General features: G+C 42.8%; 9 protein-coding genes. 5 read left to right on the top strand and 4 right to left on the bottom strand.

Translation table 11 applies throughout. The annotated features are described in order from the left end of the window. Positions 1-10: 10 nt before the first annotated feature. From CBM24_RS03415 to CBM24_RS03405, 3 genes are all read right to left on the bottom strand, one after another. Complete coding sequence (locus tag CBM24_RS03415) at positions 11-3,664, bottom strand: SusC/RagA family TonB-linked outer membrane protein (protein WP_198386029.1); 3,654 nt, start codon at positions 3,662-3,664, stop codon at positions 11-13. A 116-nt stretch (positions 3,665-3,780) separates the two neighbouring features. Beyond that, positions 3,781-4,770, bottom strand: a complete 990-nt coding sequence (locus tag CBM24_RS03410) for a FecR family protein (protein ID WP_158638904.1) — start codon at positions 4,768-4,770, stop codon at positions 3,781-3,783. A 63-nt stretch (positions 4,771-4,833) separates the two neighbouring features. Then, the gene (locus CBM24_RS03405) at positions 4,834-5,454 is read right to left on the bottom strand and encodes an RNA polymerase sigma factor (RefSeq protein WP_075991019.1); all 621 of its coding nucleotides are present in this window, start codon (positions 5,452-5,454) and stop codon (positions 4,834-4,836) included. 486 nt (positions 5,455-5,940) lie between these two features. On the opposite strand from CBM24_RS03405, the gene CBM24_RS03400 reads away from it, so the two are divergent. Continuing rightward, the gene (locus CBM24_RS03400) at positions 5,941-8,331 is read left to right on the top strand and encodes a TonB-dependent receptor (protein ID WP_088160210.1); all 2,391 of its coding nucleotides are present in this window, start codon (positions 5,941-5,943) and stop codon (positions 8,329-8,331) included. Positions 8,332-8,474: 143 nt separating this feature from the next. On the opposite strand, the gene CBM24_RS03395 is transcribed toward CBM24_RS03400, so the two are convergent. Next, positions 8,475-9,167 (bottom strand): outer membrane beta-barrel protein, encoded by a 693-nt coding sequence (locus CBM24_RS03395; RefSeq protein ID WP_157698361.1) that lies wholly within the window; start codon positions 9,165-9,167, stop codon positions 8,475-8,477. 256 nt (positions 9,168-9,423) lie between these two features. Between CBM24_RS03395 and CBM24_RS03390 the strand changes: the two genes are divergently transcribed. The 4 genes from CBM24_RS03390 to CBM24_RS03375 all read left to right on the top strand — a co-directional run bounded on the left by CBM24_RS03390 (position 9,424) and on the right by CBM24_RS03375 (position 17,681). After that, positions 9,424-12,624 (top strand): SusC/RagA family TonB-linked outer membrane protein, encoded by a 3,201-nt coding sequence (locus CBM24_RS03390; protein WP_088160208.1) that lies wholly within the window; start codon positions 9,424-9,426, stop codon positions 12,622-12,624. Positions 12,625-12,745: 121 nt separating this feature from the next. Continuing rightward, positions 12,746-14,449, top strand: a complete 1,704-nt coding sequence (locus CBM24_RS03385) for a RagB/SusD family nutrient uptake outer membrane protein (RefSeq protein WP_088160207.1) — start codon at positions 12,746-12,748, stop codon at positions 14,447-14,449. A 2-nt stretch (positions 14,450-14,451) separates the two neighbouring features. Next, positions 14,452-16,380, top strand: a complete 1,929-nt coding sequence (locus tag CBM24_RS03380) for a heparinase II/III-family protein (RefSeq protein WP_070563443.1) — start codon at positions 14,452-14,454, stop codon at positions 16,378-16,380. Positions 16,381-16,424: 44 nt separating this feature from the next. Next, the gene (locus tag CBM24_RS03375) at positions 16,425-17,681 is read left to right on the top strand and encodes a glycoside hydrolase family 88 protein (protein ID WP_088160206.1); all 1,257 of its coding nucleotides are present in this window, start codon (positions 16,425-16,427) and stop codon (positions 17,679-17,681) included. Positions 17,682-17,733 lie beyond the last annotated feature (52 nt).

Genomic DNA, 17,733 nt, shown 5'->3' with positions numbered 1-17,733 from the left:
ATGTCGTATATTAAAATGTCACATTTACTTTAAATCCAATAGGCATTGACCAAGGGGTAACGTTGTAGCGCTCAATCCCCTGTTTAAATCCAACACCAGTTTCTGGCTGAAAGGCCATTTCCGGATCTATACCTACTTTCGCTTTGGTCCATAAGATCAGGTTACGGGTATAGACTCCCACACTGCCATTCTCTATTCCGAGACGTTTCAGCCATTTTCCTGATAAATCGTAGCTAAAGGACAGTTCCCGAAGCTTGATAAAAGAAGCATCAAATGTCGCCGCATTCATAAAATCCCAAGGGTAATTGTCTGAATAAGCGATATATTTTGTTCCTTCACCACCAAGATTCTCTGTATAACCTGTGATATTACCTTTATCATCATATTGTGCGATAACACCTGGATTAAACACCCCAAAATTGCCAACAAGACCACCCACACTGATCGGATAACCACCATACTCTTCGCCTGGTCCTCCAACAATGGGATACCTATTGCCTTGCACGCGAACAAGATTGTTATCGACCAAATAATTGCGTAGCGTTTCGCCTGTCATCCCATTGGGGTTGATCATCTGATCAAGAAAACGCTGCGTGGTTAGGTTCGATTCGAAATAGCGATAGGTCTGCGACATAAATTTCCCTCCAAAACGCATATCTGCGGCAATATTCATTGTCCATTTTTTATAGCGAAGACTTGACTGTAGGCCCATCGTGAAATCGGGATTAAAATTTCCGATTTTGTTGCGACTATTATTGATCCGTACAGCCTGCCAAGAACCATTTTTATTGAGAATAGGAAAACCATAATACGGCGACGATTGATCCTCCACGGTCACTAACTTGGAATCGTACAGATCCCCGATCTCTTCCCCGACATAGGTACGTGCCCCACCCCGACCGTCGGTCCAAAAGGTATAGAACTCTACACCATCAGAAAGCTCATCGATACGGGTACGATTGCGATGCCAGTTGACACCAACGTCCCAGGACCAATTTTCCTTGGCAATAGGTCGCCCGGAAACAGCAAGTTCAATACCGCGGCTGCTTAACAGTCCGGCGTTGATATTTTTCGAATTGAAACCACTGGATCCGGGAAGTGTTGTTGAAATAATTTGGTTTTTGTTCTCCAGCTTATAATAGGTTCCTTCAAACTTCAGTCGATTATTCCACATGCCCAGATCCAAGCCAAATTCGTAAGATGTTGCAATTTCGGGCTTCAGATTAGGAACCAAGAGTGACCCCGAACGTGTTAGCCGCAATACATCACCCCAGCTACCTGGATTACTCAGTACATTGGAGAGATTATAGGGATAAGTATCATTTCCCACGCGCGCAATACCCGCTCTCAGTTTTGCCAAATTGATCGTTTTAGGCAGAGAAAACACCTGGTTAGCTAGCACACTTAGGGATGCCGAAGGATAGAAATAGGATCGATTGTTCACTGGTAAGGTGCTGGACCAGTCGTTGCGCCCAGTCACATCTAAATAAACCATATCCCTGTAACTTAGATTGATCAGTCCGTAAACACTGTTTATGGCTCTTTCAGAAATTGTACTGTAGAAATCCAAATTTAATGGACTGATATTGGCCAATGTGTAGAGTCCCGGCGTGATTAATCCAGCGCCATTCTTTGAGGTATTTTGCACGGATTTACCACGATTATACCGCAAATTTCCACCCAGTGATCCTGTGATCTGAAAGTCGCTCATCTTCTTTGTATATGCCGTCAGAAAGTCGATATTCTGTTCCATATTCATCAGATTAACAATCCCATAAGCACCTCTGGGTTCGTTCGTATAACTGTAAGGGATTTTTGTTTCCCTATTTTCCCAATAAATATCCGTTGCGTACCGTATCATGGCCGTCCAATCTTTTTTGATGGTCCAATCTAACCGTAAGTTTCCAAAGACGCGGTCTCTTGTAAAAGCATTATTCACTCCATAAGCAAGGAAATACGGGTTATTGTGGTTGCCAATAGACTGTGAACGCTGTTGGATCTGCTCCTGCCCTGGCAACCAATAATCCTGCAATTCCAGAATATTGATGTGAGGTGCAACTTCATAGGCCGCTTGCATCGGATTGGTTCCCCGATTTCCTGCAGGTCTATTGCTGGAGTTATTTCTGCTGGCATCTAGCGAAAGCCCCAATGTCAAACTATTGCGAAGGCGCATGGTCGAATTGATATTCAAGGTGTTTCTGAACAGATCCGAATTGGGGATAATACCCTTATTGGCCATATTGGAATACGAGAAACGATAGTCCAATTTTTCGCTTCTGTTGCTGAGGGAAATCCCATTGGTACTTGTGACCCCAGTCTGGACAAAGTTTTTAATGTTATTTGGGTACGCTTTTAGTTCCGTAGGAATGGGCTTACCGTTCTCGTCAAGCGGACTATTCCATTGGACAGCTTTATACCCCTTATCCAGTGCAGGGCCTACCATAACACTAGACTCCTCCTCAATAACTAAATTGCCGGGCAGGTCGCCTGGTCGCCATGGCAAGGTACCGCTTGCAAATTTGTTATGCAATTCAATAAATTTATACGGGATATCAAATACTGTGTTACTAGTCACAGCAATGGTCATCTTCTCCGCATTCTTACCACTTTTGGTTGTGATCAGCACTACACCATTACCTGCACGTGAGCCGTAAAGCGCAGCTGCACTTGGCCCCTTCAAGATGGAAATATTTTCAATATCTTCGGGATTGATATTGGCAATTGCATTACCATAATCCACTTTGTTGTCGTCACCGATCTGACCAACATTATTTAAACTATTCATCAAGGGCACTCCATCTACGACAAATAGCGGCTGGTTGTCTGTACTTAGCGATGATGCCCCCCGAATCACCATATTCACGCTGGAACCGGTGGGTCCTGTAGAACTAATCGAAACCCCGGGTACTCTACCTGCCATACCAACCAGAAAGTTATCATTATTGACCCGATTGATATCCTCGCCCTTAATTTTACCGACAGCATAACCAAGGGAACGATCCTGTCGTTTGATGCCCAATGCAGTCACGACCACTTCATCCAATTCGTTGTCATCTTCGTTTAAGACCACCTGACGTATACCTGCTGTGTTGGCATCGAGCTTGAGATCGTTCAACTCTTTTTTTTCATAGCCAACATGGCTTATCAGTACATCATATACGCCGGCAGCTAGTCGAATAGTCACTTCACCTTTGGCATTTGACAAGGCGCTCTGTCCAGTCAGTGGAATATGTACAGAAGCTCCCCCAATAGGTTGTTTTGTACGATCGACAAGCTGCAATTTCAAGTCATAAGATTCCTGTTTACCCGTATTTTTTACAAGGACAATACCACCTGATACTCTTTTTGACTTAATGTTGGTCCCGTTCAGGATATAGGCAAGGACTTCCTCGAAGCTCGCATTCTGGAATTTCTTTTCGGCAATTAAAATCCGATCTAATTGGAGCATACTCCGATCGTAGCCGATCGCTTGACCTGTTTGTTTTGACAACTGCAGTACCGCCTGCGCGGCGTTACCACTAGACAAATGAATATTGATATTATCCCAGTAAGCGTGATTGATCTTTTCCAATCCCTCAGCATGGCTATTGGTTACAGCACAAGAGACCATAGCGCAGATAGCAAGCTTTGTCGCAAGGCCGGTAAGCTTAATTATTTTATACATATATTTGTATGAATGTTTTAAACATGAATATTCAGGTGCTCACTGGTCGATTTAGCGGTTTGCCAGATGAGCACTTTTCTTGAGCAGATAAATTATGCTGTTCTACCCCCGACAGCTTATTTGTATAAGATTATTTCATTTTTCTCCCTCCTAAATTTGATTTGATGAATATTGCAAACGATATTCAGTACCTGGTCTAATGACTGTACATGTGGTATCATAAGCGAATAATTGAATGGATCTGTATTCAGATTTTCGGTAAGCAACACAACACCGAAGCGGTTATAGATTATTTCTTTCAGTTCCTTGAAGCTGATGTTATTCAATTGCATACCACCTTGTGTCCAAAGGCTGATGTAAGCTGGATCGCTATCGAAAGTTTTAAAATCATTTTTAACTACGCTATACCGGACGGCCTTACCTGCTGTAAGGATATGGTTTGCTCCATTTTTTGCATTTAGAACACTCACCCGCCCAGTTTTAACTTCGACCGTCACATGTTTAGTAGACATCGAATTGTTGACGTTGAATGATGTTCCTAGGACTGCAACAGAAACGCTGCCTGTTTCTATCTCAAATGGGTGTAAAGTATCCCGTCTGACCCGAAAGAATGCTTCCCCTCGATCTAAAAAGAATTTTCTATTTGATGCAAAATTCTTACGATCGTAGCGGATACGTGTATTTCCGTTTAAAAAAATAGATGTGCCATCAGGTAACTGAATTTCTTTCAATTCGCCCGCATTCGTAACCGTTTCCGTCAGTAATGCGACTGCTTCTGTCCGCTTCCGAGAAAGCGACATCGGGTTGTGCTGTAAAAATAGCAGACTGATGCCTCCTAGGACCAAAATAGCCGCTGCTGCTGAAAGCCAAGAGAATTTTCTGACCGGTATGTTGGCCACCTTCTTTGCCCTCGCAGGTGCTTCAGCTATTCCTACACGAATAAATAATTCTTGTTTGATTTTTTCCCGATGATTTGCATCGCTAAAGGGATTAATATCATCGTTTGAAATAGACTCGTACCAGTCGTCAACATGACCTTTTTCCTCCTCAGTCAATTTTCCTCCGAGATAATCTGTTATGATAAGTTTAAAGCGTTCTAAATTCACCTGCATTAATTTTTATACTAATACAGATCAAAACGGGCAAAGTACTTTAATTAAATATGTTCTTTATATTAAATAATCATAAAGGAGATAGCTTCCTGCGAGCAATAAAAATACAGAATCGTGGTCCGCAAACCTTCTTGTCAATTCGTACCGCATAATCTTTTTGGCCTCTGACAGGTAGTTCTTAACGGTCTGTTCAGCCAGATTGAGTTCCTTGGCAATTTGTGTTATTGAATAATTGTCAGAACGCATTAAGTAGACTGCTTTCATCAATCTAGGTAATTTGTCGATCGAATCATCCACAATAGCCTCCAGCGCCTTATACCTGGCAAAGGCCTGGCTATCCAAATTGGAAAAAGCGTCCATACGTTCCATTGATTTCTCCAAGACCTGTTTTCGTACACGCTCCGAGGCGTAGTAATTCAGTATTTTGTTTTTGAGGGCTTTGTGGAAATAGAATTTTATATCGGAGTATTCAGTACTCACGAGCGATCGTTTTTCCCAGATATGGATAAATACTTCCTGCACAAGATCCTTAGCCTGATCCTCTTCCCGAAGATGACGAAAAGCGACGGTGTATAGATCCTCCCAATACCGCTCAAAGAAATGGGCAAAGGCAATGGGGTCACCTTCTTTAAAACGCAACACATAGTGGTTATCTACATTGGCTTCGGTAGTTTTCACCTAACAAAGATAGGTTCGTCAGATTATCAAAATGTTAATTTTTCGGGAAGCTTTTATTTGAATACGCTCTATTATTTGAATGAACTGCGCTACTCGAATGAACTGCGCCATTCCAATGAACTGGGCCATTTGAATGCACTCCGCCTGGCATTTGTAAAAAAACGTCCCAAAAATTGTTAATAAACATGTTAACTTTCTAGTATAGAGCAGATCTTTTGTTAAAAACGTAGCGGATTTCCTATTTTTTCACGATTAAACATTTAGGCCAAAACAGCCCAGTCAAAATGTTAATAACGATGTTAATTAACTTGTAGTCAACAACATTAATGTTAACAACTACTTGTCAGCAAAACCTATAAAATTTCATGTAATGATATGTGAACTTAAGTTGAATCATGCATATTCGTGGGGTGAAAAACAAAAAATTCGGTAAAAGCTAAGGGTAAATTGAAAGTCGGCTGTCATAAAGATAAAAACTAATCTTTTATGAAACTATCGCCAATCTTACTCATTGGATTATCGCTTCAAGCAGGGTTTACATTCGCCCAGCAACCGGCATCGCCAAAACAAAAAAATCAGGTTGTGACCGAAACTGTCAAAGGAACCGTGCTTGATAAAAATACCAGATTACCACTTACAGGTGCCACAATTGTCATTTCATCCAGTGATGGAACAAAGTCTGTAAGTACAGACGCACAGGGCATATTTCGGCTGCAGCAAGTTCCAGTTGGGCGTCAACAGCTTCAAGTTCGCATGGCCGGATATAAACCAGAAGAATTTACGGAATTACTGATCACCAGTGGACGGGAGAATATGGTCAATGTGGAAATGGAGCCGCAAATAAATGCATTAACTGAAGCTGTCGTCTATGCCAATGCCGGAAAACAACCGCTCAACCAGATGGCAATGACGAGTGGGCGCTCTTTTTCGCCGGAAGAGACCAACCGCTATGCTGGCGCCTTTTTTGATCCCGCCCGTATGGCACAGAGTTTTCCAGGTGTTGCTGCCGGCGGCGATGACAATGAAATTATTGTTCGCGGAAATTCCCCCAAAAGCTTGCAATGGCGGCTTGAAGGTATCGAAATTGTAAATCCCAATCATTTTGGAGCCGAAGGCGCTGCAGGCGGCGGTATCAGTATGCTCAATACCATGGTATTGGGAAAATCTGATTTCTATACTGGTGGACTTGCCGCGGAATACAGCAATGCAACGGCAGGTGTTTTTGATCTTAGGTTCCGTAAGGGAAATACCGACAAACGCGAATACACATTCAACGTCGGAGTCCTGGGCGTAGGAGCAACGTTAGAAGGGCCTTTCAAAAAAGGAAGTGACGCTTCCTATTTGATTAGTTACCGCTATTCTTCATTGAGTCTACTGGAAAAAGTAGGTGTAAAAGTTTCAGACACTGGCGTCCCAAAATATCAGGACCTTTCTTTTAATTTTGTATTTCCCACAAAAAAAGCCGGAACCTTTTCCTTTTTCGGTATAGGCGGTTTGGGGAAACTTCAACAAACTGCCGAGCGTAATTACGAAAAATGGGACGAACGAACAGACGCCCAAGATCTAAACTTAAAGTTCAACGCGGGGAGTGCTGGACTAAAACATCAATACATTGCAAACGACAGATTATATTTCACCAATATTGTTTCCATGTCCCTTAGCCGTAATTCCAATAGCACTGATACATTAACACGGGACTATGTTTCCAGCCTCTATCACAAGGACAAATTTACGAATACGGCTCTTCGCTATGCGGGTACGCTAAACTATCGCGCCAACAGTAAAAACACGATTAGAGCGGGCTTAAATGCAAGTTTATTACACTATGACCTCTATGCGCTGTCCTACGACACCGAGCTAGCAGCATTGAAAGAGCGGATTAATGAGACTGGGAATACAAGTACTTATGATGCTTTTGCACAGTTAAAAACAGTTTTGAACGACAAACTAACGCTAAATACAGGAGTACATGCAAATTACTTCGCCTTGAGCAAGAGCTGGTCTATCGAGCCAAGGCTTGGCCTAAACTGGCGTGTAGCCGCAGATCAAACGATATCTTTTGGGACTGGTCTATATAACCGACTGGAGCCCTTGGTCTACTATTTTGCTAAAAGTAGCGATCAAACAAGCCTAGAGCCAAACAAGCCTCTTTCGCCAACGAAATCTGCTCAGGCTGTTATTGGCTATGAAAAGAACCTAAGCAGAACACTCCGGTTTAAGACAGAACTCTATTATCAGCATCTTTATGATGTCCCAGTATCTACAGATTCCGACATCAACTTCTCCTTACTCAATGTATCGGATATTGCAGCTATTGGTACATCAAACTACCGTCAGCTTATCAATAAAGGAACCGGCAAAAATTACGGCATTGAGCTGACGCTTGAGAAGTCGTTAAGTAAGGGGTATTACTTCATGGCAACGACCTCCTTCTTTGATTCTAAATTCAAAGCACGCAATGGCAAAGAATACAACACCACATTCAATACGCGTTATGTAGGAAATTTATTGATGGGGAAAGAATGGACCGTGGGAAAGAGTAAAAATAATCTGTTCGGTCTTAATGCCAAATTAATTTATGCCGGAGGAAGAAAGTACTCTCCTGTTCTGGAAGAAGAATCGCTTCGTTTAGACGAAGAAGTTATTGATCAAGATCGCATCAATACCCTGACTGCCGATCCCTACGTACGTGTTGATTTCTCATCGAGCTATCGGGTTAACCGCAAAAAAGTAAGCCATCTTTTTATTTTGGATATTCAGAATCTCCTTAATAGAGAAAACACTGTGGGTATGCACTACAATTTCAGCAAACGTATCATTGAACCTCAAAAATGGACTGGTATCATTCCGACCATTAACTACCGGATTGAATTCTAATGCCCAATAGTAGCAAGTACAACGGAAAGATTTATTTCCAATCGTTTGTCTCCAGACACTAGGCGCTGAAGACAAACGATTGGATTAATGAGACAAGCTCATACTTCCAACAATACGCTTATTTATTCACTGTTTTTAAGTTACTAAAACCGATAGCCAACTGAAATACCCAAGGAGCGATTACGTATAGCATTCCCGGATTTATAATCCCCCCATTTGGATTCTAAATTGGCAATTCCTTTCTGAAATTCTATGCCGACAAGATAATGTTCCCTAAAAAGATAGTTTACTTTTGCACGAGCGCCATAATCAAAAGGTCCCCCAAGTGTATAATCCCCATACTCACCTTCACTCGAATCATTTTTGAACTTGATATCTCCCTTGTTATCAATTGCAATATCGTCTAGGTAAACAGATTCCGAAGTTTTCCATTTCCCGCCCAATCCATAACCGATATAAGGGCCTATACCGACCTCCAACTTACCTGTACCGATCGTAGCATTAAAGACAACATCGATAGGCATTTCGATATAAGACGTATTCGCTTTAAAATCTTTACCCCAGCCTATAAAACTCCCATCTTTTCGTTTAAAGCCCCGTTTAGCAAATACAAATGCGGGTTCTAAAGAGAAATTCTCACTGAGGCGTAATGTGGGACCGAGTCCCAAATACAGGCCTCCGACCGCGGCCGTGCTGGCCTTATCGCCCGCTTTATTTTTAGCATCCACATTTGAAAAGGCGACTCCGGCTTTTACATTCCATTTTGTCTGTGCATAGCCTGCATATGCTCCAAGTGACAGACATAACAATAACGCGGTTTTTTTGATATTCATCATACGAAAAGAAATAGGTTTACATAATTTCCTTATTAAACGACAATCGCTTACAGACGCTACACTGACCTTTGAATTATTGATCCAAATACTCCCAGCAGGCATACCTTTCTAAACAGATATTAACCAAAAATCTTTCGGTTTTTAGGCAGGCTGTTACGAAAACGATTGCGAGAAAACGTCCTTATTGTTCTCTATCAATACTGTAAATTCACTTCACAGAAAATTCATTTTTCAGACCAATTAAATCTAAAAGCCTATGATCAAGATCAAGAACACATCCGTTTCGACGAATCGTTGGATGTATCCGGCAATACCATTATCCTGCTTGTTGGTCGTATCTAGCCTGACAACACAAGCGACTCCATTTGCACCTGTTAAGACAAACAGCAAGCTTTCACTGGCCATGCTGCAGACAACCATTCGGGGTAAGGTTGTAGACAAAGATGGCAAAGGCATCGCCAATGTCACCGTTCAGATTAAAGGAACGAATCTAGCAACATCGACCAATGCAAGTGGTTCATTCGAAATCAAAAGTCAACAGAACGACGCAACATTGGTTTTCACGAGCATCGGTTATAAGAGTATCGAAACGAAGGCACAAGCTGGCAGCCCGCTTACGATCACCTTGGAGAATGAGTCCAAGGGACTCGACGAGGTTGTTGTTGTCGGTTTTGGTACACAGAAAAAAGAAAATGTAACCGGTTCGGTCTCTTCCATCCAGATGTCCGAGGTTGTGGAAAGCAGACCTGTAACCTCCTTGTCAGCTGGTCTAGCTGGACAGGCGCCGGGATTATATGTTAATCAGGGCTCAGGCAGACCGGGCAGTGATGGGGGAACACTACGTGTTCGTGGACAGGGAACACTCAATAATGCCAATCCACTTGTCGTGATCGACGGTGTTATTGGCGACATGAACTTGATCAACCCACAAGATGTCGAAAGCATATCGGTTTTAAAAGATGCTGCTTCAGCGTCAATTTATGGTTCAAGAGCCGCAAATGGTGTTATCCTCATTACAACGAAAAAGGGTAAATCGGAGCAATTTAAAGTTATTTACAACAATTATTTCTCGAGTCAAAAACCATCTAATACCATTGGAATGGTTTCCAACTATGCCAACTATATGGAGCTGATCAATGAAGGCTATCGCAATGGCGATCCAAATGCTAAGCCCATATTTTCGCAGGAAAAAATTGACCTTTGGCGCCAGGACGCAGGACAGGATCCATTGAAATATCCCAATACGGACTGGGTTTCGGACCTTTTCCAGAACAAAATCAGCCAAAACCACAACCTTTCCTTTACCGGAGGTAGTGACAAAATCAAGTTCTTTGGTTCCTACGGCCTCCTCAATAACCCTGGAATCATCGAACAAGCAACCTATAAACGTCATACCGGACGTATCAATCTAGAAGCTGATGTAAAACCTTGGTTAACGTTGGGAGCCAATATCAATGGTGTCGTTTCCAAAACAGATATAGGCACCAATATCATCGATGATGTATTTACTTTTGCCGCAGCAAGTACTCCGGGAATGGTCCTGCGTGCTCCAGATGGAAGATTTGGTTCGCCAAACAATCCGGAAGATGACCCACAGTCTAACAACGTGCTACACCGCCTTTATGCACAGAAAGGTAACATCAACAAAAACCGTTTCGTGTCGCGCTTCTACGGAAAACTGAAACCCATCGAGGGACTTTCCATCGAGGGATCGTACACCTATACCTATGATGATGATTTCGTCTACTCTCAACCCGTGTTCAATGACCGGTGGAACTTTTTGACAAATACAATTGCCTCAGCGGGTACAGGCCGTTCGTCGGTAACTAACGAATCAATCAAATCCTACCGCTATTACATGGATGGAATTGCCAAATATAAAAACAAGCTCTTTGAGAAACTGAACTATGAAGTCATGGTAGGCGCCAGCCAGGAGTATTTTAAAGATGGCTGGTTTGCGGCATCCAAACTCGATCTCGTAGATCCATCCCTGACCGTTCTGAATGCGGCAACTATGGATGCCTCAGCTTCCGGCAATATTACCGATTGGGCGATGCGTTCGTTTTTTGGACGGATCAACCTATCCTGGGATGACAAATATTTGTTGGAAGCCAATCTACGGACGGACGGTTCATCGCGCTTTATGAGCGGAAAAAGTCGATGGGGTACTTTTCCTTCAGCTTCTTTTGGCTGGAAGGTTTCTTCAGAAGATTTCTATGACATCAAATGGATGCCTAGCTTGAAATTCCGTGCATCATATGGCGCCTTGGGTAACAATGGAACCTCCGATGAGTCTTTCCGCAAAAACGCCAACATCAACAATTATGAATATCAAGCGCTTTATAATCCAACAAACTATGTGTTAAACAACCAGCTCTATGTAGGTTTTGCGCAGACCGTATTGAGTAATGCGCTTCTGACTTGGGAAAACACTTATATCCTGAATGCTGGTTTAGATTTTGACCTTTTCGATTACAAACTAGGGGGCTCGATCGATGTCTTCAACAAAGTAACCGACAACATCTTAATCAACCTGCCCGCTCCCCTTGTCGTTGGAAATGCGACAATACCACGCACCAATGCGGCCAAAGTACGCAATAATGGTGTCGAGCTGAATTTGACTTACCGCGATAAAATTGGCGATAATTTTAAATTCAACATTGGCGGCAACTTTACCTTTATTGACAATAAAGTGGTCAAATTTAAAGGCAATGACAAGTCTATCAGTGGTTCCAATTTACTTCAGGAAGGTTATGCCATTAATACCCAATATATCCTGTTGACCGACCGCATATTACAGACAGATGCTGATATGCAGCTCGTGCAACAGATGATCGATAATGCGCCAATCGATCCGAATACCAATCAAAAAGTCAATCCATTCGCATCCTATGGTACACCTAAAAAAGGGGATCTCTTGTATAAAGACACCAATGGCGACGGCGTCATCAACGACAATGACCGGGTTCCGGTAGGTCATGGTACGGCGCCACGGATGACCTATGGTTTTAACATGGGATTCGATTATAAAGGATTTGATTTCTCGGTCTTCTTGCAAGGTAATGCAGGCAACAAAGTCGTGTGGACGGATGGTTATTACACACCCACTGTTCGCTGGGGCTATCAAATCAATCAGGAAATTGCTGATGGCCGATGGACTGAAGGTGCAACAGATGCAAAATTCCCGCGATTGTTGCCTTATACCGATACAAGAAACACCAAAAACAGTGATTTCTGGTTACAGAACAAGGCATTTATCCGCGTAAAAAATATCCAGCTGGGCTATACAATCCCGAACGATATCACTAAGCGGATACAGGTGCAAAACCTACGCGTATTTGCATCGCTGGAAAATTTTTGGACCATTACCAAATATAAAGGTTTCGATCCGGAGATCAGCGGTACCAACTATCCAACAATGAAACAGGCTGTTTTTGGCGTTAGCTTATCTTTCTAATAAGAAAGAAATGTAACTGGAGGTATCCCCTTCCTGTATTAAATAAATTATGGACAAAAGTTGAGGAGGTGGTTTAACACCTTTGAATATAACACATATCATGAATAATTAATTAAACCTCATGAAAAAAATTTCACTACTCATAGCCGGATGCATTGCTTTATCATCTTGTTATAAGCTTGATACCAACCCTTACAGTCAGGTAAGTGCTAGCACATTCTGGCAGAATGAAGACCAGGCCTTAGCTGGCGTACTGGGCTGTTATAATGATTTAAAGAAAGAAGCCACCTTTGGCTTGCAATTTTCCTACGATGGTCTTACCGATATTGGTCTGGGCTATGATCCCCCGGGTTTGGGCGAAGTGATCAGCGGTACTTTTACGGACCGTTCGTCAATTATTGTGGATAGATGGCAAGCGGGTTACGATCTTATCCAACGTTGTAATCATGCAATCGCGCATATCCAGCCCATGACCATAGACAAGGCCAAACAGGAGGGCTTTATTGCGGAAGCGAAGTTCTTACGTGCGCTGATGTACTTCCAGCTCACCAATCTATATGGCGCCTTGCCGATATACGATGAAACTGTCGATTTAAACAAAGATTTCGCTGATCTTAAAAATAGTCGCTCTTCGGTAGAAGATGTCAATAAGTTTATCCTCAATGACCTGAACTATGCAATTGAGAAATTGCCGGTAAGCTATGATGCAAAGTATTATGGAAGGGTCACCAAAGGAGCTGCGTATGCTTTGAGAGGAAAAGTAGCCCTTTACAATAAAGATTGGGCTGGAGCAATCCGGGATTTTGAAGAGATTGTTTACAACAAGACCAACACGTATGGCTATAGTTTAAACACAAGCTACTCGGCCTTATTCACCATGGATGGTGATCAATCGCCGGAGATGATTTTTGCCATTCAGAATATGGGTGGTACGGGCTTCCCTTATGGTATGCCCATGGCCTTCTATATGGGAACGCGTTCAACCTTTGGTAGCGACTGGAACAACTGTATGCCGAGCACACGTCTTGCTGATCGCTACGAAAACCGAGATGGTAGTCCATTCAACTGGAATGATTATTTCCCCAACTATACAACCGATAATGCGGTCAAAAAACAGGCGATGGAGTCTACGCAATCTGGCGGCACACTTACCAAAGTACCAGATACAGCAAAACTGCGTCAGATCTATGCCAATCGCGATCCTCGGATGAATCAAACCTTGATCGTACCATATTCGCATTACTTAGGATGGAATGCAAACAAAGAAAGAGATATGCAGCTGATATTGGCAACCGGTGTAAACGAAAACTTTGGTCAGATCCGCAACAATCGGGGTTGGTACACCTATCTATGGCGGAAATTTGTTCCTGAAGGAAACCTAAAAGGCGCCATTACCGATCGTGCACATACACCGATCAATTTCCCTATCATACGTTTGGGCGATGTACTTTTGATGCTTTCCGAAGCGTACAACGAGTCCAATCAATTGGATAAAGCGATTACTGAGCTTAACAAAGTACGTACACGCTCTAAAATGCCCGCACTAAATAGTGGCAGCTCATTTTTGGTTGTCGGTAACAAAGCAGATATGAGTAAACGTATCCAGCACGAACGGGCCGTAGAACTAGCAGGTGAAGGATGGCGTTATTTTGATCTTAAGCGCTGGAACCTCTTAGAAAGCGTCTCCAAAGACTACATCGAAAAAAGTATTACTGGAGACAATCTCGTCACCCGGGGTTACCAAAGCCGTCATAAGCTTTGGCCAATACCAGGGCAAGAGATTGAAATGAACCCGGCATTACTACCACAAAATCAAGATTGGTAATTATGAGAATTTACTTAATCCTACTATTTTTCCTTAGCAGTTTTTCTTTCCAAAGACTGCTAGGGAAAGATCTGAACCTGCTAACAGGAGCATTTAAACAAGAGAACCTGAAAGCCAGCCTAGGCAATGACAAATCTTGGGTTCCCTACCCGGCTTATTCCGACCGTTTAGCCTGGGATAAGCTGATGGCTCCCTTTAAAGAGCGTATTATAAAAAAGGGAAACGAGGCCCTGAACTACCAGTGGCAGGTCGTCAAAGCAACCGACTACCTTGAATATGAGCGTTCAGGCAACCGCAGCATAATGGAAAAGCCAATGAACGAAAATTGTACTGCGCTGACCAACCTACTGTTGGCGGAGCTTGCAGAAGGACAGGGGCGCTTTGTTGACCAAATCCTAAACGGCAGTTGGCAATTGACGGAAATGGCAACATGGTCTCTCTCGGCACACCTTGGGGCCTTTCAGTCCAGTAAGCGATCATTGCCGCAAGAGCGCACACAAGTAGTCGATCTGATGGCCGGTGATGTAGGCTCTCTCCTCTCCTGGGTTCATTATTTCTTCCGCGATACGTTCAATACAATAAACCCCGAAATCAGTACCCGTCTAAAACAACAGATCCAACAACGCATTATACAGCCCTATCTGGATCGTAACGACATGTGGTGGCAGGCATTTGAACTCAAGGAAGGACAGTTGGTCAATAACTGGAATCCATGGTGTAACTTTAATGTTCTTACGGCCTTGCTTTTGGTTGAGGACAATCCCGATATACAACTGGCGGGAATTTATAAGACAATGTCTTCTGTGGATCGCTTTATCAATTATGTCAAAACAGACGGTGCCTGCGAAGAGGGACCCTCCTATTGGGGCCATGCTGCGGGCAAACTGTACGATTATTTAAAAATACTTTCGCTTGCCACCAAGGGCAAGATCAATATTTTTGATAAACCTGTAATTCGCGATATGGGTGAGTACATCGCACAATCCTATATTGGCGGAGATAAATGGGTAGTTAATTTTGCCGATGCTTCGGCAAAAGGTGGCGGCGATCCACTATTGATCTACCGTTATGGACAGGATGTCAATAGTAGCGAGATGATGCAATTTGCCCGATATATGGAAAATACCGGCGACAAAACTGCAAATTTCAAACCTTCAAGGGATATTTTTCGCGCCTTCGAGGACCTGAGATGCTATCCACAATTAGAGCGTGTTACCGCTTCACTCCCTCAAAATAATGCCAAGTGGTATCCGGAAACACAATTTATATATCTAAAAAAGGGCCCGTTTTTCTTTGCCGCCAAAGGTGGTTTCAATAATGAAAGTCACAACCATAACGATGTCGGGAGTTTTATCTTATACGAGGATCAACAACCACTGTTCATTGACGCCGGTGTCGGCACCTATACCAAAAAGACCTTTAGCGATGACAGATACAGTATCTGGACAATGCAGAGTGCTTACCATAATGTTCCGATGATCAATGGAGCAGACCAATCTTTTGGAAAGGAATATAAAGCTGAAAATGTAGCATTTCTGCCTGCACAAAATAGATTCCAACTTGATATTGGAAAAGCATATCCGAAGTCGGCGAATGTTGAACACTGGAATAGAAGTTACACCCTCGTACAAAATGGGCTGGACATTCAGGATGAGTTTAAAATCACAGGTCCTAAGCAGGCCAATATCATCCATTTTCTGGTTGCTCAGGAACCAAAAATTGGCAAAGGGGAAATCCTCCTCAATAATGGGCACGCAACCCTACACTTTGATGCTGGACAGTTCACGGCGAGCTACGATGTCATTCCTCAAGATGACCCACGTTTGAGTCAGGTATGGGGTAAGGAACTCTATCGCATCAAACTCACCGCTAAAAGCATCAAATCCGCTGGAAAATATACCTTTACGATTCGCCAAGAGGCTATAAAATAAAAAGAATCAGATTATTATGTAACTTACTAAGAATATAAGCCGTTATGAAAAAAAGAAAACCTGGTCTAAAAGCACTTTTTGTGATCACATCCAGTCTGATTGCACTGAGTTTTACAGATCAAAAACCAAGCTTTATTGACACAAGTTTTAGAGCTGCAGAAAAACAATATCAATTTTTAGAACAAGCAGCAGAAAAGCAGCACAAATTTCCACGCACATTGAGTCCTGCAGGAAAACTGGTAGGGACAGACGAATGGGATTGGACCGGCGGTTTCTTTCCAGGGTCACTATGGTATATCTACAACCATACCCATAATAAAGAGACCGAAGCTGCGGCGATCAAATGGACAGAGGCGCTTGAAAAAGCCAAAGACCTTGATCAACATCATGATATTGGTTTTGTGATGTATTGTTCCTATGGCAATGCCATTAAATACCTTAAAGATCCCAAAAAGGTTGCCGCTTACAAGGATATCCTCATCCACTCGGCCAATACTGCGCTTAAACGATATAATCCGCAGGTGGGCGTCATCAAATCATGGAACGAGAAGAAGTCCTGGGACGGCAAGACCCTATGGAAATATCCAGTCATTATCGACAACATGATGAACCTGGAAATGCTGTGTTATGTGTCCGACTTGACTGGAGATACCAAATATAAGGATGTGGCCATCAGTCATGCCACCCAAACCATGAAAAACCATTTTCGTAAAGACCACAGTACTTACCATGTTGTCGATTACGATGGTAATGGCCATGCTATCCACCAACAAACAAACCAAGGCTATGCCGACAATTCAACCTGGGCACGCGGTCAAGCATGGGCTATTTATGGATTTACCATGATGTACCGGGAGACCAAAAAACCAGAATTTCTTAAAACGGCAAAAGCGGCGGCAAAGTTTTACATGACCCATCCGAATCTTCCAAAAGATAAAATTCCGTATTGGGATTTTAATGCCGGAAAGCCGGGTTATAAATCGGATGCTGATTTTTCTTCCTTGAAATTAAATTTTGTGCCGCGCGATGCCTCAGCTGCAGCCATTGTTGCGTCTGCACTGATTGAACTCTCAACATTGACCACTGGCACCGAAAGCAAATCCTATTTGACATTTGCTCAGGAAAGCCTGCAAACACTATCAGGAGCCACCTATTTTGCTAAATATGCAAGCAATGGCGGTTTCTTATTGCAGCATAGTGTGGGTAGCTTACCCCATCATTCGGAAATCGATGTTCCGCTGACCTATGCAGATTATTATTATCTGGAAGGTTTGACACGGTTGGAGCAGCTCAAAAAATAAAAATACAAAGGGGAGATATTAAATATCTCCCCTTTGTATTTTTATAAGCTTT

The sequence above is a fragment of the Sphingobacterium sp. G1-14 genome (genome assembly GCF_002196555.1).
In the GTDB taxonomy this organism is placed as follows: Bacteria; Bacteroidota; Bacteroidia; order Sphingobacteriales; family Sphingobacteriaceae; genus Sphingobacterium; species Sphingobacterium siyangense.
This window is presented reverse-complemented; position numbering and strand designations above follow the sequence as displayed.

Bases quoted from the DNA above. Each gene is read 5' to 3' on its own strand.
- CBM24_RS03395 (WP_157698361.1), bottom strand. From the start codon at position 9,167: ATGATGAATATCAAAAAAACCGCGTTATTGTTATGTCTGTCACTTGGA.
- CBM24_RS03415 (WP_198386029.1), bottom strand. From the start codon at position 3,664: ATGTATAAAATAATTAAGCTTACCGGCCTTGCGACAAAGCTTGCTATC.
- CBM24_RS03385 (WP_088160207.1), top strand. From the start codon at position 12,746: ATGAAAAAAATTTCACTACTCATAGCCGGATGCATTGCTTTATCATCT.
- CBM24_RS03390 (WP_088160208.1), top strand. From the start codon at position 9,424: ATGATCAAGATCAAGAACACATCCGTTTCGACGAATCGTTGGATGTAT.
- CBM24_RS03375 (WP_088160206.1), top strand. From the start codon at position 16,425: ATGAAAAAAAGAAAACCTGGTCTAAAAGCACTTTTTGTGATCACATCC.
- CBM24_RS03380 (WP_070563443.1), top strand. From the start codon at position 14,452: ATGAGAATTTACTTAATCCTACTATTTTTCCTTAGCAGTTTTTCTTTC.
- CBM24_RS03400 (WP_088160210.1), top strand. From the start codon at position 5,941: ATGAAACTATCGCCAATCTTACTCATTGGATTATCGCTTCAAGCAGGG.